This is a genomic window from Hymenobacter qilianensis, from assembly GCF_014638675.1.
GTDB classification, from domain to species: Bacteria; Bacteroidota; Bacteroidia; order Cytophagales; family Hymenobacteraceae; genus Hymenobacter; species Hymenobacter qilianensis.
This window is the reverse complement of the sequence record NZ_BMFN01000003.1, coordinates 311,522-333,177: the sequence shown is the minus strand read 5'-3', so window position 1 is coordinate 333,177 and position 21,656 is coordinate 311,522. Positions and strand designations below refer to the sequence as shown.

Annotated in this window: 19 protein-coding genes; 5 read left to right on the top strand and 14 right to left on the bottom strand. The window is 58.6% G+C overall.

The features are described from left to right. Positions 1-240: 240 nt before the first annotated feature. The 9 genes from IEW06_RS20940 to IEW06_RS15965 all read right to left on the bottom strand — a co-directional run bounded on the left by IEW06_RS20940 (position 241) and on the right by IEW06_RS15965 (position 8,977). Positions 241-480 carry a hypothetical protein gene (locus IEW06_RS20940; RefSeq protein WP_187731809.1) on the bottom strand — a complete coding sequence of 80 codons (240 nt, stop codon included), beginning with the start codon at positions 478-480 and terminating at the stop codon, positions 241-243. Between the two features lie 150 nt (positions 481-630). Continuing rightward, positions 631-1,020, bottom strand: coding sequence for a DUF6691 family protein (locus IEW06_RS16000; RefSeq protein WP_308422031.1), 390 nt, complete (start codon positions 1,018-1,020; stop codon positions 631-633). Positions 1,021-1,052: 32 nt separating this feature from the next. After that, on the bottom strand, positions 1,053-1,613 hold the full coding sequence (locus IEW06_RS15995) for a YeeE/YedE family protein (RefSeq protein WP_188548572.1): 561 nt from the start codon (positions 1,611-1,613) through the stop codon (positions 1,053-1,055). Positions 1,614-1,695: 82 nt separating this feature from the next. Next, positions 1,696-2,034, bottom strand: a complete 339-nt coding sequence (locus IEW06_RS15990) for a rhodanese-like domain-containing protein (protein WP_187731810.1) — start codon at positions 2,032-2,034, stop codon at positions 1,696-1,698. Between the two features lie 82 nt (positions 2,035-2,116). Further along, positions 2,117-3,472, bottom strand: a complete 1,356-nt coding sequence (locus IEW06_RS15985; RefSeq protein ID WP_187731811.1) for a rhodanese-like domain-containing protein — start codon at positions 3,470-3,472, stop codon at positions 2,117-2,119. Between the two features lie 90 nt (positions 3,473-3,562). Beyond that, positions 3,563-4,378: a sulfite exporter TauE/SafE family protein gene (locus tag IEW06_RS15980; protein WP_187731812.1), complete on the bottom strand. Its 816-nt coding sequence runs from the start codon at positions 4,376-4,378 to the stop codon at positions 3,563-3,565. Positions 4,379-4,449: 71 nt separating this feature from the next. Further along, positions 4,450-4,767, bottom strand: coding sequence for an ArsR/SmtB family transcription factor (locus IEW06_RS15975; protein WP_223284510.1), 318 nt, complete (start codon positions 4,765-4,767; stop codon positions 4,450-4,452). Positions 4,768-4,944: 177 nt separating this feature from the next. Beyond that, positions 4,945-6,246, bottom strand: a complete 1,302-nt coding sequence (locus tag IEW06_RS15970; protein WP_187731813.1) for a sensor histidine kinase — start codon at positions 6,244-6,246, stop codon at positions 4,945-4,947. A gap of 208 nt (positions 6,247-6,454) precedes the next feature. Then, positions 6,455-8,977, bottom strand: a complete 2,523-nt coding sequence (locus IEW06_RS15965) for a zinc-dependent metalloprotease (protein WP_229743145.1) — start codon at positions 8,975-8,977, stop codon at positions 6,455-6,457. 336 nt (positions 8,978-9,313) lie between these two features. Here IEW06_RS15965 and IEW06_RS15960 point away from each other — a divergent pair, with 336 nt between their 5' ends. The 3 genes from IEW06_RS15960 to IEW06_RS15950 all read left to right on the top strand — a co-directional run bounded on the left by IEW06_RS15960 (position 9,314) and on the right by IEW06_RS15950 (position 13,503). Beyond that, positions 9,314-10,852 (top strand): rhamnogalacturonidase, encoded by a 1,539-nt coding sequence (locus IEW06_RS15960; RefSeq protein ID WP_187731814.1) that lies wholly within the window; start codon positions 9,314-9,316, stop codon positions 10,850-10,852. 21 nt (positions 10,853-10,873) lie between these two features. Further along, a complete protein-coding gene (locus IEW06_RS15955; RefSeq protein WP_187731815.1) occupies positions 10,874-12,259 on the top strand; it encodes a TolB-like translocation protein in 1,386 nt (461 codons plus the stop codon). A 140-nt stretch (positions 12,260-12,399) separates the two neighbouring features. Beyond that, positions 12,400-13,503: a PKD domain-containing protein gene (locus IEW06_RS15950; RefSeq protein WP_187731816.1), complete on the top strand. Its 1,104-nt coding sequence runs from the start codon at positions 12,400-12,402 to the stop codon at positions 13,501-13,503. Positions 13,504-13,537: 34 nt separating this feature from the next. Here IEW06_RS15950 and IEW06_RS15945 read toward each other — a convergent pair whose 3' ends face one another. Beyond that, complete coding sequence (locus tag IEW06_RS15945) at positions 13,538-14,227, bottom strand: hypothetical protein (protein ID WP_187731817.1); 690 nt, start codon at positions 14,225-14,227, stop codon at positions 13,538-13,540. A gap of 70 nt (positions 14,228-14,297) precedes the next feature. Next, entirely contained in the window at positions 14,298-15,659 is a 1,362-nt protein-coding gene (locus IEW06_RS15940) for a glycoside hydrolase family 88/105 protein (protein ID WP_188548571.1), read from the bottom strand. A 332-nt stretch (positions 15,660-15,991) separates the two neighbouring features. On the opposite strand from IEW06_RS15940, the gene IEW06_RS15935 reads away from it, so the two are divergent. Beyond that, complete coding sequence (locus IEW06_RS15935) at positions 15,992-16,522, top strand: GAF domain-containing protein (RefSeq protein ID WP_187731818.1); 531 nt, start codon at positions 15,992-15,994, stop codon at positions 16,520-16,522. 7 nt (positions 16,523-16,529) lie between these two features. On the opposite strand, the gene IEW06_RS15930 is transcribed toward IEW06_RS15935, so the two are convergent. Then, entirely contained in the window at positions 16,530-19,160 is a 2,631-nt protein-coding gene (locus IEW06_RS15930) for an MGH1-like glycoside hydrolase domain-containing protein (protein ID WP_188548570.1), read from the bottom strand. A 308-nt stretch (positions 19,161-19,468) separates the two neighbouring features. On the opposite strand from IEW06_RS15930, the gene IEW06_RS15925 reads away from it, so the two are divergent. Further along, positions 19,469-20,143 (top strand): MCP four helix bundle domain-containing protein, encoded by a 675-nt coding sequence (locus IEW06_RS15925; RefSeq protein WP_187731819.1) that lies wholly within the window; start codon positions 19,469-19,471, stop codon positions 20,141-20,143. 5 nt (positions 20,144-20,148) lie between these two features. Here the strand turns inward: IEW06_RS15925 and phoU are convergent, their stop codons facing one another. After that, a complete protein-coding gene (phoU, locus tag IEW06_RS15920) occupies positions 20,149-20,835 on the bottom strand; it encodes a phosphate signaling complex protein PhoU (protein WP_187731820.1) in 687 nt (228 codons plus the stop codon). 57 nt (positions 20,836-20,892) lie between these two features. Further along, positions 20,893-21,645 carry a phosphate ABC transporter ATP-binding protein PstB gene (pstB, locus tag IEW06_RS15915; protein WP_188548569.1) on the bottom strand — a complete coding sequence of 251 codons (753 nt, stop codon included), beginning with the start codon at positions 21,643-21,645 and terminating at the stop codon, positions 20,893-20,895. Positions 21,646-21,656: the final 11 nt, after the last annotated feature.

Below are 21,656 nucleotides of genomic sequence, written 5' to 3'. Positions count from 1 at the left end.
AGGAAAGCTCCCGTCATCAATAAGTACTGCTATAAGGTGTAAGAAGGGTTAGATAATAAGTCATCCTATGATATGAATTATATATTATATTTGTTTAGTGATATGAGTTAGTCGTCTGCCTTCCTTTAGCTTAACCATATGAGAGCAAAATTCAGTGACCATCCTTTAACAAGACGACATAAGCGGCTAAGCTATCGGCTAAGGTTAGGGCTTGTTCTTGTCATTGGGTTTATGCTAATCTTAGCCATTGCCTACTTGGTAAATCGGGGCTATCGCTATCCAGACAAGCGGACCGATTGGCGAAGTGAAGTGCCACGTGATTAGGTGCGTAAGAGAAACGGTTGTTATAGATACCTTATTGCGGTGGCTTTGGTCAGTCAGCCAAAACACCACGATGAAGGACAGAATAGCCGAACGGGCCACCAAATGAACTTCCTGCTCGGCCAGCTGGGGCAGAATTGTGCGTTCCAGCCCTACCATGCCGCCCTAACTGGCATTCACTAAAAACAGGAGGATAAATTGTTGCCAGTTTTCGCGCAAGCCGAGTCGAGGAGACATGGGGCACTTGAAAGGAGATAAAGCAGGAAAGCCCGACGCGGGTCGGAGGCAGGCGGCCGCGGCCAGACCAAGTTAATGCGGCAGCTTTTCGCGCAGGGCGCTGTAGGTCCAGGTGCCGGCCAGGGCGGCCAGAATCAGCACCGCCGCACCGGCCACCCCACTGCCCAGCTGCGCGAACAGCGGGCCGGGGCAGGCGCCGGTCAGGGCCCAGCCCAGCCCGAAGATGATGCCGCCAATCCAGGTGCCGTGGTTGTACTTTTTATCAGCAATGGCGATGGGCTCCCCGTTGAGGCTTTTCACGTGGTTGCGCTTGATAAGCTGAATGGACACCAGGCCCACCAGAATGGCCGAGCCGATGATGCCGTACAGGTGAAAGCTCTGGAAGCGGAACATCTCCTGGATGCGCCACCAGCTGATGACTTCGCTTTTGGTCAGGATGAGGCCGAACAAGACGCCCAGCACCAGTTATTTCAGATTTTTCATGGAGGGGGAGGTTAAAACAGCAACGGGTAAAACACCCAGGTCATGAGCAGGCCACCGATAAAGAAGCCGATGACGGCGACTAGCGACACCCACTGCAGGTTGGAGAGGCCCGAGATGGCGTGGCCCGAGGTGCAGCCCCCGGCGTAGCGGGTGCCGAAGCCGACCAAAAAGCCCCCCAGCACCAGAAACACCCAGCCTTTCCAGTTGGCCAAGTTTTCCAGGGCAAACAGCTCTTTGGGTAATAAGCCCGAGAAGTCCGTCAGGCCCATCTGGGCTTTCAGGTCGCGGACCGTTTCGGCCGAAATGGCAATGGTATCGGGGTGGCCCAGCACCTGGTAGCCTAAAAAGCCCCCCACCGCAATGCCGAGCACAAAAAACAGGTTCCAGATTTCGGCACGCCAATTATAAGTCAGAAAGGGAATGCCCGCGGGCACGCAGGCAGCGCACACGTGGCGCAGCGAGGAGCTGATACCCAGGGCTTTGTTGCCGATGAGCAGCAACGCGGGGACGGTCAGCCCGATCAGGGGGCCGGCCACGTACCAGGGCCAAGGCTGGCGAAGTAACTCAAGCATAAAGCAGAAAAATCAAAAGAAAAACAGGGAAAAAAGTGGCCTGCGGCATGGGCTGTCAGGCCGGCGGGCAAGGAGCCGGGGGCTAGCGAACCAGCTTCTCGGGCCAGTCCATGACGCCGCCCAGCAGGTTAGCGACGGTCGTAAATCCGGCGCCGGTAAGCTGGGCGGCGGCCGTGGCGGAGCGGGCTCCGCTGCGGCAGTACACGTAAGTGGGCTGAGCTTTATCCAGCGCGGCCACGCGCCGGGCAAACTCAGGGCTGGTCACGTCGAGATTGACGGCCCCGGGCAGGTGGCCGGCGGCAAACTCATCAGGCCGGCGCACGTCCAGCAGCAGCGCGCCGGGCTGGCGCAAGCCGGCGGCAAACTCGGCCGGTTTTAGGTTTTGGTAGGCTTTCGAAGTTGAATTAAATAGACCGAACATGGCTGGGGTAGGTTAGAAGGGTTAAGTGCAGGAAGCAGGCTGCCGCCCCGCCGGGGCCGGACGGCAGCTCACGCTGGCAGAATTAGTGGGCCGCGGCTGCGGTCTGGAAGGACTTTACGGCCTCGTTTAAGTCCAGCACCTTCGTGCCCGGCAGGGCCGGCGCCACGATGCTGGCCCCGGCGGCCGAGCGGTAGCCGCCGGCGCAGTGCACCACGACGGGCTTCCCGGCCGGGATTTCCTGCACCCGCTCGCGCAGCTCCGGCAGCGGAATGTTCAGGGCGCCGTCAAACAGCGGCTCGGCCTGGGCTTCGGAGGCATTGCGGATGTCCACGATGGTGTAGGCTTCCGGGTGCTGGCGGAACTGCTCCACGTCCAGCTTCGGCAGGGTTTCATCGTTGGCAGGCGTGCCCACCAGCGCACCCTTTATCAGGGCTTCGTAGCCGATTTTGGCGGTTTTCTGAATCAGGTCTTCCCGGGCCGCCTCATCGGCTGCTACCAGGTAAAACTTCTCCTCGGGGCCGACAATGGAACCCAGCCAGGTTTCAAATTTGCCCCCCAGCTGAATATTGAGGGCACCGGCCGTGTGGCCTTGCTTGAACTCGGCTTCGGGGCGGGTGTCCACCACCAGCACGCCGGGCTCCGGTTGAACGTCGGCGGCAAGGCGTGGTACCTGCTGCACGCTGAGCGCATAGGCCGGGGCACCGGCTTTATTCAGGGCCACATCGTAGCCGAAGTACTTGGGAATGAAGGGCTGATCAGCCAGCAGCTCCTGCACAAATGCCTCCTCGGTTAAGGGCCGCAGGGCATAGTTGCCGATTTTCTCGGCCCCGATGGTGCTGCTGTTGGCCCCGCTCAAAGCTTTGCCGCAAAGCGAGCCCGCGCCGTGGGCCGGGTACACCAGCACGTCATCGGCGAGCGTCATCAGCTTTTCGCGCAGACTGTGGTACATCTGCTTGGCCAGCTCTTCGCGCTTGGCCATAATGTTGCCGGCCTTTTCGCGCAGGTCGGGGCGGCCCACGTCGCCGATGAACAGGGTATCGCCGGTAAACACGGCCACATCCTGGCCTTCGCGGCTGAGCACAATGCTGATAGAGTCGGGGGAGTGACCGGGCGTATTCAGAGCCCGGAAAGTCAGCTTGCCTACCGTGAACGAGTCGCCTTCATCGAAGGCCTCAAATGCATAATCGGCTCCCAGCAGCTTGCTCACCCGGATGATGGCGCCAGTTTGCTGGGCAATTTCCAGGTGGGAAGAGACAAAATCGGCGTGAGGGTGGGTTTCAATGACGCTGACAATCCGGGCCTCATTCGCCTTCGCGTAGTCGTAATAGGGCTGCGGGTCACGCGCGGGGTCAATGAGCACGATTTCGCGGGCGCACTCACTGAGAATAGCATAGGAGAAGTGGGCCAGGCCCTTGTCTTCAAACTGTTCGATTTTCATAATAGGAGTAGTTGGGAGGTGAGGAAAGCAGATGAAAAAGCGGTGATGGCAGGAAATGAGGGGGAATCCAAAAAGCAGCCAGAATTGAGCTTAGGTGGTAAAAACCAGTTCGCGCAGCAGAATAAAGGCACCCATGGCCAGAGTAAACCAGCCGAAAGCCGGCTTGAGCTTGGCGCCCGGGATGTAGCGGGCCAGGAAGGTGCCCAGCACAATACCCCCCACAGCGAAGGCCAGGAAGCCGAGCAAAAAAGGCCAGGCAATGGGGGTGCCGGCGCTCAAATCCCCGGTGAACCCGATGAGGGAGTTGACGGCAATGATGACCAGGGAGGTGCCCACCGCTGTTTTCATGGGCAGGCGGGCAAACAGCACCAGGGCGGGAATAATCAGAAAGCCGCCGCCCGCGCCCACAAAGCCCGTGAGTACGCCCACTACAGCGCCCACTGCCAGGATGAGCGGGTAGTTCACGCGGTGCTTGTGGTGCATGTCGTCGTCCAGGATTTCCTCGGCCTGCTTGCTGCGGATCATGGAAGCGGCGGCCACTACCATGAGCACGGCAAAGGCCACTAGTACCAGCAGATCTTTGGTGAAGGCAATGCTGCCCACCGTAAACAACTCGTGCGGAATGGCGGGCATCAGGTACTTGCGGGTCATAAATACCGACACCAGCGAAGTGGCCAGAAACACCAGGGCCGTGGGAATGGACACCAGGCCCTTGCGGAAGTAGCCCGAGGCGCCCACCACCGAGGTAGAGCCCACCACAAACAGGGAGTAGGCCGTGCTCAGCACCGGGCTCACGCCCATCAGATACACCAGCACCGGCACGGTGAGAATGGAGCCGCCCCCGCCCATAATGCCCAGGGAAAGGCCGATAAAGATGGCCGCGAAGTAGCCGACGAGGTGTAACATGCGAGCTTATGTGAATGTATGTAATTATGAAAAGATGTTCATGTATATGGTCAAAAAAAGGCCGGCTCCGATTACAGGAACGTGCAGCTGGCCAGGCACTGAATCACGTCCACTACTTCGCGCATTTTCAGCGAATAAAAGATGTTTTTGCCGTCGCGGGTGCTGCTCAGAATGCCCTTGAGCTTCATGCCCGTCAGGTGGTGGGAAAGCAGGCTTTGCTCCACGCTCAGCTTTTCGCTGATATCAGTAACCGAGAGGCTCTCCTGACCCGAGAGCAGCTGCACAATGGCAATGCGGGTAGGGTGGGCCGTGGTCTTGAGGATGAAGGCCACCTTCTCCATCTTTTCGGTGGTCAGATTTAAGTCAGTGGGCGCGGTAGTGGGTGTCATATGGCGCTTCAAATGTATGATCATTTGTTCATGTATACAAAGGTCCCGGGTGTATTGGTTCCAATGCTGTTATTTTCCTCTCGGGAATGCTGCCAAGCTTTCGCAGAAAAAGCCATCGAGTTACCACTCCCCATTGTCATTCGCCTGGTCGGATTCATAGCACTTTAACAGCTAGCACTACTTCACGCCCTTGCTGGGCAACGCCACGATAAAGGTGGAGCCCTGGCCCGGCTGGCTTTCCACCCGGATGCTGCCCCCGGCCTGGTCCACGATTTTTTTGACCAGGTACAGGCCCACGCCCGAGCCTTCCACGTGGGTATGCAAGCGCCGGAATAAGGTAAAGAGCTGCCCCTGCTGCGCCGTATCTAGGCCCAGACCATTGTCCTGCACGCGCAGCACTATCTGGCCCTCGGTGCGCTGGCTGCTCACCCGCACCAGGGGAGGGCGGTCGGGGTGGCGGTACTTGAGGCCGTTGCTGACCAGGTTGAAGATCAGGCTGCGCAGGTTCTTTTCCGAGAAGACCAAGGAGGGCTCACCCGCAAGGTCTACCTCGATCTGGCCGCCCGAGGTGGTGAGTAGGGGCTGCAGGTCTTGGCGCACGTCCTCGACCACGGCCGCTAATCTGACGACTTGCCGCGAGTGGGTGACTTCCTCCTTCATGGTCCCGATTTCGGTCAGGCTGTTGAGCGTATGGCGAAAGCGCTCAATCGCCTGCTTCATCATCTCCAGGATGCCCGGTACCTGACCCGCTTGCTGGGCCGCGGGGGCCAGTTCCTGGGTTAAGGTCAGCACCAAGCTTTCCAGATTCACGATGGGCGCTTTCAGATCGTGGGAGGCGGCGTAGACAAAGCTGTCGAGCTCCGCATTGGTCTGCTCTAGTAGGGTATTGGCCTCCAGCAGCTCTTCGTTAGTGATGCGCAGCTCTTCGTTGACCACGGCCAACTCCTCGTTGGCGGCCTGTACCTGCTGTTGCTGCTGCAGCTGCTGCGCTTCGAGGTGTTTGCGGGCCGTGATGTCTTCCAGGGTCGTGTAGCCCCAGTCTTGCCCGTCCTCGGTGAACAGGACGGAGGTTACCCGGCACCAAAAGTGGAGACCATTAGCCCGTATAAAGTAGCTTTCGAGCACATAGGAGGGCAGGTGGTGAGACCATAAGGCTTCGCGCAGGCGGTTCCAGTCGGCTTTATAGTGAGGGTGAACGAAGTCCAGGATAACCCGGTCCAGCAGCTCCTCGGGGCTCTTGAGACCCAGCATAGCCGCAATGGCCGGGTTGGCCTGGCGGATAGTTAAATCGGGGCCAATGATTTTCTGGCCTAGCGGGGAGGCTTCAAACACACTGCGGAAGCGCACCTGGCTGTGCTGGTAGGCCTCAGCCAGGGCCTGATACTCGGCCTGGACGACGCGCTGGGCCTTCAGGAGCGCTATTTCGGCCCGAAGGGCTTGGTTTTCCACTTCCAGGGAAGGGCGGTCAGAGAAAGACATAGCAGAGTGAAAAGCAACGTCAGGGAAGCCAACAGAAGATACTAAAGGAAGTGGTACGTAACGGATAAACGTCCGGACGCTACCCAAGCATAACTCAAAAATAAAAATACCAGCTACGCGCCTCGTTTGTGCAAAGGTATTTCAGGCATAAACCTGCAACCTTTCTAAGGAAAATAAGCTGGAACCCGGCGTAGGATTCGACGGACAACTAATCCAGAAAGCTCATGGATGGCATGCCGATGGGAGCTCCGGGGGGCATTTCTGCCGCCGGTGGGGCGGTGAACGACTTTGGGTCGGCGCGGAACTGCTCGATCTGCGACAAGCCAAAAAGCAGGTTGGCTTGCTGCGGCCCTTTGCCCCGCTTGGCTTCCTTGCGCATCCACTGTTGTAAGTCGTCTATGGCCAGCAAGGCCTGTCCGCGCACGCTGGCGGAGGCTCGGTTGTCGGCCGCGAGCTGTAGCAGGTACTTCAGGGTCAGGTTGTTGACCACCGTTTGGAGCGCGCCGGCGTAGCCGGTTTCGGGCTTGGCGCGCCAGGTACGATCCACCAACCGCTCAACTACGGGCAGGAACCCAGGCTGCCGACTGTCGCGGGCCTGGTATTCGATAAGGCGCGCGGCGCGCTGCGGGTTGAGCAGGGAGGCGATAGTTGGGCCGGCGGCGGCTTCGGCGGCAGCCAGCGGATCGAAGGTGGGGCCGGTGTAGCCCGCAAAGGTTTCCAGCGTCTTGGGGTAGCCCGATGGCCGGGGCGGAATTTTGGCAATCAGCGCCTCAGGCAGCTGTAGCGCGGCCGGCGTGACAGTGGTTAGCAGCGCCTCAAACGCCTGCCACTGCACGGCCGGGTCCACCATCTGGGTCGGAGCCTGACCATCGTTTTTCACGGCGTGAGTGAAAAATTGCCCCCCAAGCGATTTGGCCACAGCTTCTACCTGGTAGCGGTGGAGCAGATACATGGGCACCAGCACTTCTTCCAGCGTAGCCATGGGCGCCTCGGAGCGGATGGCTTTTTCAGAAAACTGGTCGAGCACGTGGCGGCGCACTTTCATCAGCGTGGCTAGCTGAGCAATTGGGTCGGTGCCGTCTTCCCACTGGTTGGCGGCCGGGTGCGCGTAGCCACCAATGTCGGGGATGAAGCGGTGGCCCTGCTGCAAAGTCTCCTGCATGATGCGCTCGAGCGCCTGGTTTTCGTCGGTGCCCTTGGGGAAATCGGCGTATCCCCATGTTATGGCGCGCTTGTCCCAGCTGCCGATGCCCACGGCGTAGGCCTGCGATAAGTCGAGGGTGCCGTCGGGCTGCAGACTGAATCGCGGAAACGGATAATCCATCACCGAAGCGCGGTCTTTGGTGCTGGCGGTAAAGTTGTGGTGCAGCCCGAGCGTATGACCGATTTCGTGGGCCGACAGCTGGCGAATACGAGCCAAAGCCATCTGCTCCATTTTGTCGGATACGGGCTTGCCATCTTCGTAGGGCTGCAATAAGCCCTCAGCAATAAGGTAGTCTTGCCGGTGCCGGTCGGCGCCCAATGACACGATGCCTTTGATGATTTCACCCGTGCGCGGGTCCACGTAATTGGCCCCGTACGAATAGGCCCGCGGCACGCCCGACCGGTTGATCCAGTTGACCATATTGTAGCGGATGTCCATAGGGTCGGCGCCCACCGGCAGCTCTTTTATCTGGAAGGCATCCTTGTAGCCAGCTGCCTCAAAGGCCTGATTCCACCACGCGCCACCATCCAGCAGGGCTTTTTTGATGGACGCCGGCGCTCCCCGATCGACGTAGTACACAATAGGCTTCACGGCTTCGCTGACGGCGGCCGTGGGGTCCTTCTTTTCGAGGCGGTGCCGCACAATGAAGCGCTGCGCCAGCGGCTGACTCATGGGGGCGGCAAAGTCCAGGTAGCTAAAGTCCTGGAAGCCGGAGCGGGGGTCAAACTTGCGGGGGCGAAATCCCTTTTCGGGTAGCTCAATGAAAGCTTGGTGCATCTGCACGGTCACGGCGTTCGGGTCGGGCGCAATGGAGTAGTCGGCGCCGCGGCCGGGCGTGCTCGTAAACGTAATCATGGCCTCGAACTCCGTGTTCTTGGGGAAGTTGCGCGTGTTTTCCAGGTACACAGCCGAGCGCGACTCGTCGACTTTGTAGGGGATGGGTTGCCCGGTGCCGGGGCCGCCCATCAAACTGGAGCCGGGCCCCTGATACCCGCGGCTGCCCAGCCCTTCAGCAATTTTCTGGCTGTCGCGCACCAGAAAAGGCGTGAGGTCGATCAGCACTTTCGAGCCTTCCGTGGCCACCGGCGCGAATCCCCAGATAACGGACTTAGCAAAGGCATTATCTACTGCGCGCTGCTCGTCGGCGTTGTCGGTCACGGCCCGGTAGTCGTAGTTGGGCTCGATGAGCAGGATTTTGCCCCCCACCCGAATAAACTTGGCAATGGCCGAGCTGCTCTGGCCCCGCTCAATGCCTTTGCCCACGCTGCTGGCCAGGGAGCCGAAGTACAAAAACTCCTGGTCGAACCGCTCAACTTCCAGGAAAATTTTGCCCGTTTTCTGGTCGTAATAGAAAGGAAAGTAGCCGTCGAACTTCTGCATGCCTTTGACCTGCGCGGCCAGCGAGCCGGTGGGCTTGGCGGCGGCTTTGGTGGCCGGGGCGGCTTGCTGGGCAAGCGCTGCCGGTCCGTGGAGGGCCAGCAAGCCGATGATGAGAAGTTCGAAAGAATTGCGTGTAACGTGCTTCATGCAGGAAAGGAGTAGGGACGCGAGGTAAGGCAAGTAAGGTTACAATAATTTAGGGAAGGAACCCAATTATCAGCGTTTTAGACATCGTGGGGGGCAAATTTGGCTAGTAGTCCTGCCAGCTTACTGCGCAGAGCCGCGCCCCGATCCTGAAGCACAAGCAATGCCGGTTCGAAAGCAGGTCAGGTTCCGATTTATCATAACAGTACAGGAGAGTCGGGGCGGGGAATTACTGCTCCTTACACTTGCAAATGCTTTTCTCGCCTAACGTCCCACACTCGCCTGCGCCGCACCAGAGGTATACTTAAGGGTACATGCGGCTGTGCCAATCCTCACAACATGGTTCTGCGCTACGTTTTTCTGCTCCTGGGGCTTCTGGCTATCAGTCTGCAATCGGTTGCTGCGCCGGGGGGCAATTTTAACATTCGCGACTACGGAGCCAAAGGCGACAGCGCCACCCTCGATACCGACGCGATAAACAAAACCATAGAGGCGGCCGCCAAGGCGGGCGGGGGCACGGTGTACTTTCCGGCCGGCACTTACCGCAGCTATTCTATCCGGCTGCAAAGCCGCATTTCGCTTTATCTGGATCAGGGAGCAACGCTGCTGGCCGCCACGCCGGTAGGCGAAATCGGCTACGACGCGCCGGAGCCGGGCGCGGGCAACAGCTTCCAGGATTTTGGGCACAGCCACTGGCACAACAGCCTCATCTGGGGCGAAAACCTGACCGATATTTCCATTCTCGGCCCCGGCACCATTTACGGCCACGGCCTGACGCGGGAAGGGCCGCACCGGGCGCCGGTGGGCAATAAAGCCATTGCCCTGAAGCTCTGCCGCAATGTTATTTTGAAAGATTTCACGATGCTGCTTGGGGGGCATTTTGCGCTTCTGGCCACAGGCGTCGACAACCTCACCATTGATAATCTGAAGATTGACACCAACCGCGACGCGCTGGATATTGACTGCTGCCGAAACGTGCGCATTTCTAACTGCACCATCAACTCGCCCTGGGATGATGCTATCTGCCTGAAAAGCTCGTTTGCGCTGGGCTACGCCCGGGCTACCGAAAACGTCACGATCACCAACTGCCAGGTCAGCGGCTACGACCGGGGCACGTTGCTTAACGGCACCTGCCAGCGCAAAGAAGCGCACCTAGTGCCTGACAAGGAAGGCCCTACCGGCCGCATCAAGTTCGGCACCGAGTCGAACGGGGGCTTTAAGAATATTGCCATCAGCAACTGCGTGTTTGAGTACTGCCGGGGGCTGGCGCTGGAAACCGTAGATGGTGGTCTGCTAGAAGACGTGACCATAAGCAACATCACCATGCGCGACATCATCAACGCGCCCATTTTCCTGCGGCTGGGCGGGCGGCTGCGGGCCCCGGCCGGCACCGAGATTGGCAAGTTGCGCCGCATCAACATCAGCAACGTGAACGTGTACAACGCTGATTCGCGCTTCGCCACGCTCATCAGCGGTCTGCCGGGCCACCCCATCGAGGATGTCCGGCTCAGCAACATCAACATCTGGTACAAGCTTTTGGAAGCAGCTGATGCCAGCGCTATACAAAAGGTTGTGCCGGAGCATGAAAAGGACTACCCGGAGCCCCAAAAATTTGGGGTGATACCTGCCTACGGCTTTTTCATTCGGCATGTGAAGAACATCGAGCTGAGCAATGTAAGCGTGAAGTTTCTGGGTCAGGAAACGCGACCTGTCCTTCTGCTCACCGATGTGCAGGGGGCCACGCTGCGAAACGTAACGACCCAAAAGCCCCCCACGGCCCCCACGCTGGTCCTTAGCGACGTGAGCAACCTGACGATTGCAGACAGTGAGCATCTGAAAAATCAGAAGCTGCGCCACGTAAAATCGAAGGCATTGTAACGTAAAATTTGCCCCCCAACTATGAAAACGTATGTTACGCTCGCCTTTCTCAGCTGCGCTGTTTTGCTCACCGACGCGGCTCAGGCCCAGATTGGCCGGCGCTTTCCCTCGGAGCGCAAGGTGGTGAAAGACCCCGTGACAGGCACCATGCTCACTTTCCTGACCAGCACCCCGGCCGGCGACTCCAAGATTTACCCCACCCACAACCAGTGGACTTCCGATGGGCAGTGGCTGATTTTTCGCTCCGGCCGGGTGGAAGGGGAGGCCATGGCAGTGAATGAGAAAACCGGCGACATGGTGCAGGTATCAGAAGGCGGCTACACGGGCATGCTGAATGTGGCCCGCAATGCCATGAAGCTCTACTTTATGCGCCGTCCGCCCGGCAAGTCTGCCCCCACTAAAGATGCCGCAGCGGGCCCGCCAGCGCCAACATCTCTGCAAATTGTAGAGGTGGATCTGGCTAAGCTCTTTGCCGACAGCCAGGCCGGTAAAGTGAAGTCGGCCAAGACCTACCAGCGCGTGTGCGGCACCACGCCCGCCGCCATACAAGCCGGTGGCGACATGGCTCTCGACGGCGACGAAGCCTGGGCCTACTTTCGCGTAGGGAAGGAAGAAGCCGCCCGACATTTGCCCCCCGAAACGAAGCTGGAACCCAATTTTGGCCCTCGCAACATGGGCGCTGGGCCATCCGGCATTGCCGCCATGAACATCAAGACCGGCGCCATCAAGCACGTCGTGTCGGTGCCGTTTCAGATTGGGCATATTCAAACCAATCCGTGGGTGCCCGGCGAGCTGGTTTTTTGCTGGGAAACCGGCGGCAAGTCGCCCCAGCGTACCTGGACGGTGCTGGCTGACGGCACCGGGCTGCGCCCTCTGTACCCCGAATCGGAGTACGAATGGGTGACGCACGAAGCTATTATTTCCAAAGATGAGACGGCCATGGCCATTATGGGCCACCGTAAAATACCGGCCGCCGCTACAGAAGTAGCCGCAGGTACGCCTGTGAGCGGGGCCAATCCCGGCCAGGAAGCCGCTTGGGGGCCATCGGGCACCCGCGAAAAACCAACTGGCCTGGCCATCGTCAACTTTCGCACCCGGGAAGTGGTGATTGCCGGTCAAACACCCAGCGGCAGCGGCCTCTGGCACGTAAGCGGCTCGCCCGATGGCCGTTGGGCCGTGGGCGACGACTTCGCCCGCAACGTCTACCTGATCGACCGGCACACCCGCGAAATGCTGCTGCTCTCCGCCGGCCACAAACAAACCGCCGCCGACCACCCGCACCCCACCATGAGCCCCGACGGCACCAAAATCGAAATCCAATCAGCCATGCTATCCGATGACAACAAGAGCATGAATATCTGCATCATCCCAGTGCCGGAGGAATGGCTGAAACGGCAGTATAAGTAAGCCTGGGGGGCTTTTCGTAAATAAGAACGTCATGCAGAGCGGCAGCGAAGCATCTCGCGTGCTGACGAGAAATTACTACTCTAATGGCGAGCGAGATGCTTCGCTGCCGCTCTGCATGACGTTCAATTGATGTGCGCTATATGAAGGCTTTTGACTTCTGGAAAATTGTCTCAAAAATCATTTTTGGCACTTGTGCGCTTACTCTGGCAAGTGCAGCTCCGGTTTTTGCCCAGGAAGACCGGGGCTACAAAGTCTACCAGTTTCCGGCCAACATGATTCCTCGCATTGATGGTCAGACTGATGATTGGGACAGCTTCCCCAGCGAGTACGTAGTCGGCACCGACCAGCTGTGGGACGACTCAAAGCGCTACCCCAAGCCCGACGCTACCAACCTAGACGTGAAAGTGCGCGTGGCCTGGGTGAAGGGCCTGAACCGGCTTTATTTCTTGTATGAGGCCTACGACAACTACTGGGACTTCACGCTGCCCGGCCTGCACAACGACACGTTCGAAATCATCGTCGACGGTGACTTATCCGGCGGCCCGCTCATTGCCGAGCAGCACCCCAACCAGAACTTGCCGCTGATGGAGCGGTACTTTGACTTTCACGGCGTGCACGCCCAGAACTACCACATTTTCACGCCGGCCGTGGGCAAAGACTGGGCTCTGGCCTGGGGCAGTCAGCCCTGGATTAAAGAGCTGCCCTACGCCAACATTGCTTATTCCTATGACTTCAAGCCCGGCCAGCCCGGAAAGCTGGTAGCCGAGTTCTGGATTACCCCTTTCGATTACGCCGGAACCGAAGGACCCGCGCGAGCCGTGGAATCGGTGCTGACCGACAACAAGAAAATCGGCCTCACCTGGGCCGTGATTGACTACGACGACGTAAACGACGAGCGTAAAAAAGGCTTCTGGAACCTGTCCAAAAACCACAAAATGTACGGCAATTCCAGCCTGGGGACCATTTTTACGCTCCTGCCGCTGGCCGAGAAATACCAGCCGAAGCTACAGGCCCAATGGTCATTCAGCGTGACTGATATGGCGCAACGACAAGTAACCTTCAGGGACGAAAGCCACGGCAGCATTAAGCGCTGGCACTGGGATTTTGGCGACGGCACCACATCCAAGGAGCAAAGCCCGGTGCACCGCTACAAGGAAGCCGGCAAGTACATCGTCGTCCTGAACGTGGAAGGACCGGATGGTAAATCCCGTATGGCGAAGGTGTGGGATGTGGCGGTGAAGTGAATCTTAGTCAGCTATGGAATAGCCTAGAAGAGTATTAGCGAAGATTGATTACTTGCTTTAATGGGTTGTCGTTATCCACAAGGTACTTCTTATCAATCTGTAGATTGCCAATGATGTCTCGGAATAAGTCACCTCGGTAATCCTTAAGCCGGTCCTTACCGAAAAGGATACGAAACTGATATAATTTACTGTCGTTCACATACACCAAGCAATAGCCCTTGTACGTCTTACCATGCGCAAATAGACCCACGTTTCGTTCGATGGCAAAAGCTTTTTGCATTACCAATTTCTTCAGTGTATCACCTTCGACTACGCGAAAATTTGGAAAGGCACTCTTCGCCAATTCCTGGGCAAGTGCAGGGTAGTCCAGAGAGGAGTTGTCCTTTATCAAGCGGCTAAAAGTGACGCGCTCAATACTATCGAGACTGTTGGGCGGCAGCAGGACTAATTCTTGGCCGCTATCTTGATTAACCAAATGTGCCTTCCAATTAGGAGGTACACAAATTACTTCCCGACCAGACTCAAAAACTGACCAATTAGCTAATTCGAGGCTATTGTCTCGCTCTATATTAAAGGAAGTGACAGTTGCCGTGTCAACCTGCATTTGTGTTGCCGCTTTTAATTGTTCATCGCTGACATTTGGTCTGCATTGTGTGCAGATAGAGGCTATTGTAAGTAATAGGAGTATGCGGAAGAGCGAAATGCTATTTAAGAAGTAAGTCATTTTACGGTAACTGGTTCTGCCCGTAAAGATTCATTAAATCAGTAAAGCATTCCAGCTTCTCAAGTTATAACTACTTCAACGTCTGCACTGAGCTGTCATTGATGCCATACGGGTGCTGCTTGAGTAGCTGGATAGTTTCAGCCCCAGCTAACAGAACCGGGCCGTAGCCGTGGGCAGCGTACAAATTCACTGGTCGGTAGTAGTAGAAAGCGGGGTCGAAGCCCATGCCGGTGCCTACGCAGGTGCCTTCTACCTGTCCCTGGGCGTTTACTTTAGTGCTGACCGCGTTCCAAGCCAATAGAGCCATGGGGCCGTAGGCTTTGGCATCGAGCCAGCCTTGGTTGATGGCGTGGGCAATGGCGTAGGCGTAGATGGCGGTGGCGGAGGTTTCGAGGTAGGAATCGGGGCGGTCGAGGAGCTGGTGCCAGAAGCCGCTGCCGGCTTGTTGGGCGGCGAGGCCGCGGGCGTGGGCGCGCAGCAGCTCCAACACGGCCGGGCGACCGGGATGGTCGGCGGGCAGCACGTCGAGCAATTCAACTTTTGTCAGCAGTGCCCAGCCGTTGGCGCGGGCCCAGTGAAACTCCGGATGTACGCTCATTTCCTGCACCCAGCCGTGCATATACAGCCCCTTCGACTTATTGAACATACGGGGGGCAAATTGGGTGACTTGCTTCACAGCCTCGTCGTAGTAGCGCCGCTCGCCGGTGAGCTTGCCCATCTGGGCCAAAGCCGGCACGCTCATGTACAAATCGTCGAGCCAGAGCGTGTTCGGCTGGGGTCGGTTGCGGGCCAGGGTGCCGTCGGCCAGGCGGAACTCCTTGGTCATGATGAAGTCCATGAAGTTGTTAATCATGGGGCGCAGGTCGGCCGAAGTGTTGGCGCGCTGGGTTTTAATCATGGCGGCGCACAGCGAGCCGGCATCGTCCAACGCTTTCGGATACAGCACTGAGCGCATGGGCGTAGGGGCCTCGGGGTTGGTTTTCTGATAGGCACTAAAGTAGGGGCCTAGCTCGCTCAAAAACTTCAGGCGGCTCACAGTATAGGCCGCGTACTTTGGGTCGCCGGTGGTTTCGCTGGCCCGCAGCATGCCCGAATACGTTACACCCCACTCGTAGCTGGTGAGGCGGAAGTCGCCGGGGCGAATGATGGCGTCGGGCGAGAATTTGCGCCGGTCGGTGATGGGCGCGTTCGTGTTTTTATCGACCAGCTCAGCGGGCGTGGCGGTGTTCAGGTAGTTGTACACACGGTCCAGCACTTGCTTTACTTCCTCGGCTTTCACCTGCCCGTAGGGTATCGGGTAATCAGGCTTGAGCAGGTGCAGCGGCGTGGTGGTGTCGTTGGTTTTGGGTGGGGTGGTTTGCGCCAGCAGGGGCGCAGTGTTCAGCAACAACGCCAGCAGGGGCAGTCGGGAAAGCGTAGAAGAAAGGCTCATGCAGTTTGAGGCAGATAGCGGAAGAAAAAACCGATTGTTTTGCATTCCTCCGACAACATCCCAACGAAGCCCGGCGAGGGAGGCAGGGCTCGTTGCAGTGGTCTGGGGGGCATTTTTTAACCCAGAGAATGCACTACTACCGCAGGATAGACAAGAAATACCGGCCAACATACCTGCACCGTACTGTCGCTGCCGATTACAGCTATTCAGCGGGTATATATCACGCGCACTTTTGTGAAAGCAGAGGTAGAAAAAGTCGTACTTATATTAAGGTGCAATCTTCAGTCAGTCCTTCCTATTCACCTTCCAAAGTCCCCAGCCGTTCTACTCCCATGACTACGATATCACAACATGAACTGGCGGCGGCGCTGGCAACCAATACCCCACCGGCTGAGCGCCTGCAGCGCGCCCTCGATCTGGTAGGGCCACATTTGCTGGTAGATCGGTGCTTTCTGTACGTGCGCGACCCGTCGCAGGGGCGCGGCCGCATTGCCTTTGTGTGGCGCAAGAACGCTACTGTGCCCGATCCGCGCCACGACTGGCAGAATGATACGGGCGACTTGCCCCAGGAAGATCCGCTGTTTCGGGCCGCGCTGGCTGCCCGGCCTTCGGTTTACGTCGAAGATGTCACTCAGGCGGGGCCGGACGTGCTCAACCAGGACTTTGAGCGCCGCACCTTCGGCCACCGGGCCCTGGTGCACGCCCACATCACGGAGCAACAGCAGCTGTGGGGCATTTTGCAGCCCTGCGTATTCGGTGCCCCGCGGCCCTGGACGCCCGCTGACCGGGAGTACATTGAAGCTGCCATTCCCCTCTTGCTGCCAGTCATTCAGGACTATATACGCTCGCTGAGTAAGGTGTAGCCATTCGTTAAGCGCGGGGCTGCAACAGCTTCGCAATGAGGCCCGTCCAGCCGGTTTGGTGGCTGGCGCCCAGGCCCTGGCCGGTGTCGCCGTGGAAGTATTCGTGGAAGAGCAGATAGTCGCGGAAGTGCGGATCCTGCTGCAGGCGCTCGTCAGCGCCCAGGGCCGGCCGGATGCCCGCTTCGTTGCGCAAAAACAGCTGGGTTAGGCGCGCACTCAACGCATCAGCAATTTGAAGCAGAGTGCAGTACTGGCCCGATCTGGTAGGGTATTCCACTTGAAAATCGTCGCCGTAGTAGTGGTGGAAGCGCTGCAACGACTCGATGATCAGGAAGTTGATCGGCAGCCAAATTGGCCCCCGCCAGTTGGAATTACCCCCGTACATGCTCGTTGACGATTCGCCCGCTTCGTAGCTCACTACCAAGTCCTGACCGGCGCAGTGAAATTCATAGGGGTGATCCAGGTGGTAGCGGGACAGGGAGCGGATGCCGTACTCCGACAGAAACTCCGCTTCATCGAGGGCCCGGGCCAGCAGGCACTTCATGCGGTGGCCGCGCAGCAGGGAAAGCAGGTGCGTGGCTTTCCGGCCCGGCTCATGCCAGCGCGACACCAAACTGGCCAATTGGGGCCGGTTTTCCAGAAACCAGCGGAGCCGGGTCCCAAACTGGGGTAAAGATTGGAGGAGCTCGTCGTCCAGCACTTCCACCGCAAAGAGCGGAATCAGGCCAACCAGGGAGCGGGTTTTCAGCAGCTGCAGGCCATTGCCGGGGGTGTGGAGGGCATCGTAGTAAAACTCGTCTTCCTCGTCCCAGAGGTCCTTGTGGGCCTGGTCCATGTTGGTCATGGCACCGGCGATGTAGAGGAAATGCTCGAAGAACTTGCTGGCCAGATCCTGATAAATCGGGTTGGTGCGGGCCAGCTCCAAGGCCATGCGCATCATATTGAGGGCGTACATGGCCATCCAACTGGTGGCATCGGCCTGCTCGAGGCTGCTACCCCCAGGCAGTGGGGCCGAGCGGTCAAACAAACCAATATTATCCAGTCCTAAAAAGCCCCCCTCAAAGATGTTGCGGCCGCTGCGGTCTTTACGGTTCACCCACCAGGTAAAGTTGAGCAACAGGCGGTGAAACACCGTGGCCAGAAAGTCGGTGTCGCCGGGGCCGCCGCTGTGCTTCTGACACATCTTGTACACGCGCCAGGTGGCCCAGGCATGCACGGGCGGATTCACGTCGCTTAGGTTCCACTCGTAGGCCGGCAGCTGGCCGTTGGGGTGCATATACCAGTCCTGACAAAGCAAACGCAGCTGGTGCTTGGCAAACTCGGGGTCAAGCTGGGCCAGGGGCAGGCAGTGAAAAGCGAGGTCCCAGGCCGCGTACCAGGGGTACTCCCATTTGTCGGGCATCGAGATGATGTCGGCATTGTTCAGATGCGGCCAGCACGCGTTGCGGCCGTGTTGGCGCTGGGCGGGCGGGGGAGGCGTGGCCGGATCGCCTTCCAGCCACTGCGGCACATCGTAGTAATAAAACTGTTTGCTCCAAAGCATACCGGCAAAGGCCTGCCGCTGCACGCGGCGAGCGTCGGCACTGGGTAGCGCGGCCTGCACGACGGCGTAATACTGGTCGGCTTCCTGGCGCCGCTGCTGCAAAAGCTGATCAAAGTCGGCGAAAGGTTGCGTTTGCCCAGCCGGTCCCAACCGTACGCGCACCAACTGCGAGGCGCCGGCCGAAATAGTAAGCGGGTAGTGGGCCGCCGCCTTAGTACCGACCTGCGCCGTATTGATAGTGGCCGCTCCGTGCACCAGGTAATCATTGATGCCATCCTTAAAATACGCTGTTGGCGCCATGGGGGGCGTTTTGTAGAGGCGCTGGGTGTTTGTTTCGTTGTCGCAGAAGAGCAGCGTCGGCTCCTGGTCGCAGTACAGGCACATCTCGTCCAGCTTATGATGATGCACCGCAATAGCGCCGCCCGCCGGCTCGGCGGCCAACTGGGGGCGGTAGTCGTTAAGGCCCCAGGCCCAGGTATTCCGAAACCAGAGCTGGGGCAGCACGTGCACGGTGGCCGCCACGGGCCCCCGGTTGTGCACCGTGATTTGCAGCAGGATGTCGTCGGGAGCTGCCTTGGCGTATTCAATGGACACGTCGAAATAGCGATTCTCGTGAAAGGCCTCCGTATCGAGCAGCTCAAACTCGGGCTCGTGGCGACCCCGGCGGGCGTTTTCCTGCACCAGCAACTCGTAGGGAAAGGCGTGCTGCGGATACTTGTACAGCTGCTGCATGTACGAGTGCGTGGGCACGTTGTCGAGGTAGTAGTACACCTCCTTTACATCTTCGCCGTGGTTGCCCTCCGGGCCGCTCAGCCCAAACAGGCGCTCTTTCAGAATGGGGTCGTGCCCGTTCCACAACCCCACCGCGAGGCAAAGCAGCTGCTGGTCATCGGAAATGCCCCCCAGGCCGTCCTCGCCCCAGCGGTAGGTGAAGGAGCGGGCCATATCGTGGGTGCAGTGCTGCCAGGCCTGGCCGTCGGCCGAATAGTCTTCGCGCACCGTGCCCCACTGGCGCTCCGATAAATAAGGCCCCCAGCGGCGCCAAGGGGCGCGGGCCGTCGGGGCCGCCGCCAATCGTTCGTGTTCGGCCGTCATACGGATATAAGAAGCGTGCTGAAGGAAAGTTTGAAACAGGCCGGAGAGAATCCTGGGCCAGGGTGAATGTAGGGAAAAGGTCGTGCTTCCGGGCGCTGCCTCCACTATACGCTTTTTACGGCGCTTGGGCAGGCTCGGCACAGACGAAGAAGTAGCCTCTGCGCCAGCCGTGAGGCAATTCTTCGGGGCCCCCAGGGCGTGCCTTCCTGCTGAGCATCAGGGCAAAGCATGCACAAGAATGCGCATGCTTTGCCCTTTTATTATTATCTTATAATGATTTTCCCTCCTCGTTCCCAAAGCCCCACCCCATGAATATGCTGTCCGGAATTCACCATAAAACCAAGCTGGCGTTTCTGTTTCTCGGTATCGTGCTGACGATGGTTGGCAGCAGCCTGTGGGAAACCCGTCAGCTGCACGACATGAACACCGCCGTCGCCTCCCTCTATCAGGACCGACTCCAGCCTGCCGCGGGCTTATTTGCACTCAACGACCGTATGTATGCCAAGCGACAGCTGCTGGAAACCCATCTGGCCGCGCCGGCCGAGGCAAGCCCCCGCCACACTCAGGCTCAGCTGGCCAGTCACAACCAGGTAATTGACTCCCTGCTGCGCAGCTACGAGGCCACTTACATGGTGGCCGAGGAAGATCAGGTATTTCAGTCCGTGAAGGCCAGCCTCACCCGCTATAACCTGCTGGAAGCTAAGTTGCTGCGCGCGGGTGCGCCCACCTCCGCAGCCCTAACCCAAGAGCTGGCTGCGCAGTTTGACCGCATTCATGCGGATGTGAGCCGCCTCACCCAGATTCAGCTCCAGGTGGGCAAGCAGCTCTCCCGCGGCTCGGCAGTAGCCGATGGACAAGTCACGCTGCTCAGTCAGGTCAAAATCGCCCTGCTGGTGGTTCTCACGCTGGCCATTCTGCAGGCCATAGTGATGGATAAACACCCATTGCTACCCAAAAACCTCAAAAACTTCCGCCTCAACTAAGGTAGCTACTGGCCCCGGTGCTTGCCCGACCGATGGCGCAACACCTGCGCCTCCAGGTAGAAGATGATTTCCTCCGCAATATTCTTGGCCTCATCGCCAATGCGGTCGAGCTTACGCACGAGCAGCAGAATCTGCAGAGCCTGCTGCACCTGCTCCGGATGATCCTGAATATAGGCCGCTAGGGCAGAGTGCGCCTGTACATTGTTGTCGGCCAGCACTTTCACCTCCCTGAACATGCGCCGGGCCAGCTGGCTGTCTTCCTGCTCAAAAGCCCCCTGAACCATTTCCAGCAGCATCGTGGCCTCCCGGCACATCTCATCTAGGCGGCTGATGGCCAGCAAATGAGGATCAAATTTTTCCTCGGCCTTCAGCACAAAACGCCGAACAAACTGGGCCATGGCCTTGGCCGCGTCGCCTACGCGCTCCAGACTGGTGTTGATTTTCAGCACGGCCAGCACAAACCGCAGATCGATGGCGACCGGCGTGTGCAGGGCGATGATGCTTTCGCAGTGCCGCTCAATTTTCAATTCCCCGGCATTGATGCGCTTTTCCTGCCGCGACACCTCCTTCACCAGCGCCGAATCAGGCGTATGCAACGCCCGCTGGCTGCGGTGCAGCTGCTCCAGTACCAGCCCCCACATGGCGTGAACCTCCTGTTTAAGCTGCTGAATTTCAAGTGCTAAGTGAGCCATTTTGGTAGTAGATGGTGGAAGCCCTGCTGACTGCGGCGGCTGACGCTAACCATGAAATCAGCCAAAGCGGCCCGTGATGTAGTTCTGCGTCTGCTCGTGGCTGGGCTGAGTGAAAAGCCGGCCCGTATCATCGTATTCTATCAGGTGGCCGTAGTTGAAGAAGGCCGTTTTATCGCTCACGCGGCCGGCCTGCTGCATGTTGTGCGTCACGATAAGAATGGTGTATTGCTGCTTCAGGTCATAAATCAGCTCCTCGATTTTGGCCGTGGAAATTGGGTCCAGGGCCGAGGCCGGCTCGTCCATGAGCAGAATACGGGGCTCCACGGCCAGCACCCGCGCGATACACAGGCGCTGCTGCTGCCCCCCCGACAAAGCCAGCGCCGACTTGCGCAGATCGTTTTTTACTTCCTCCCAGAGCGCGGCCTGACGCAGCGATTTTTCGACCACCTCATCGAGCACGGCCTTGCTGCGCACGCCCTGCAGCACTAGCCCATATGTGACGTTGTCGTAGATGCTTTTCGGGAACGGATTCGGTCGCTGAAACACCATGCCTACGCGCTTGCGCAGCTCCTCTACGGCCTGCTGGGGGGCATATATATCCTGGCCCTGAATGAGAATGCTCCCCTCGTGACGAAAGTCGCTGATGAAGTCATTCATACGATTGAACAGCCGCAGAAACGTGGATTTGCCGCAGCCCGAAGGACCAATCAAGGCCGTCACCGTATGGGCTTCCATGGTCATAGATATGTCCTGCAGCACCTGGTTCGTGCCGTAGTACACACTCACATGTTCAACCTCCAGTTCGGGCATCAGGCAAGGTA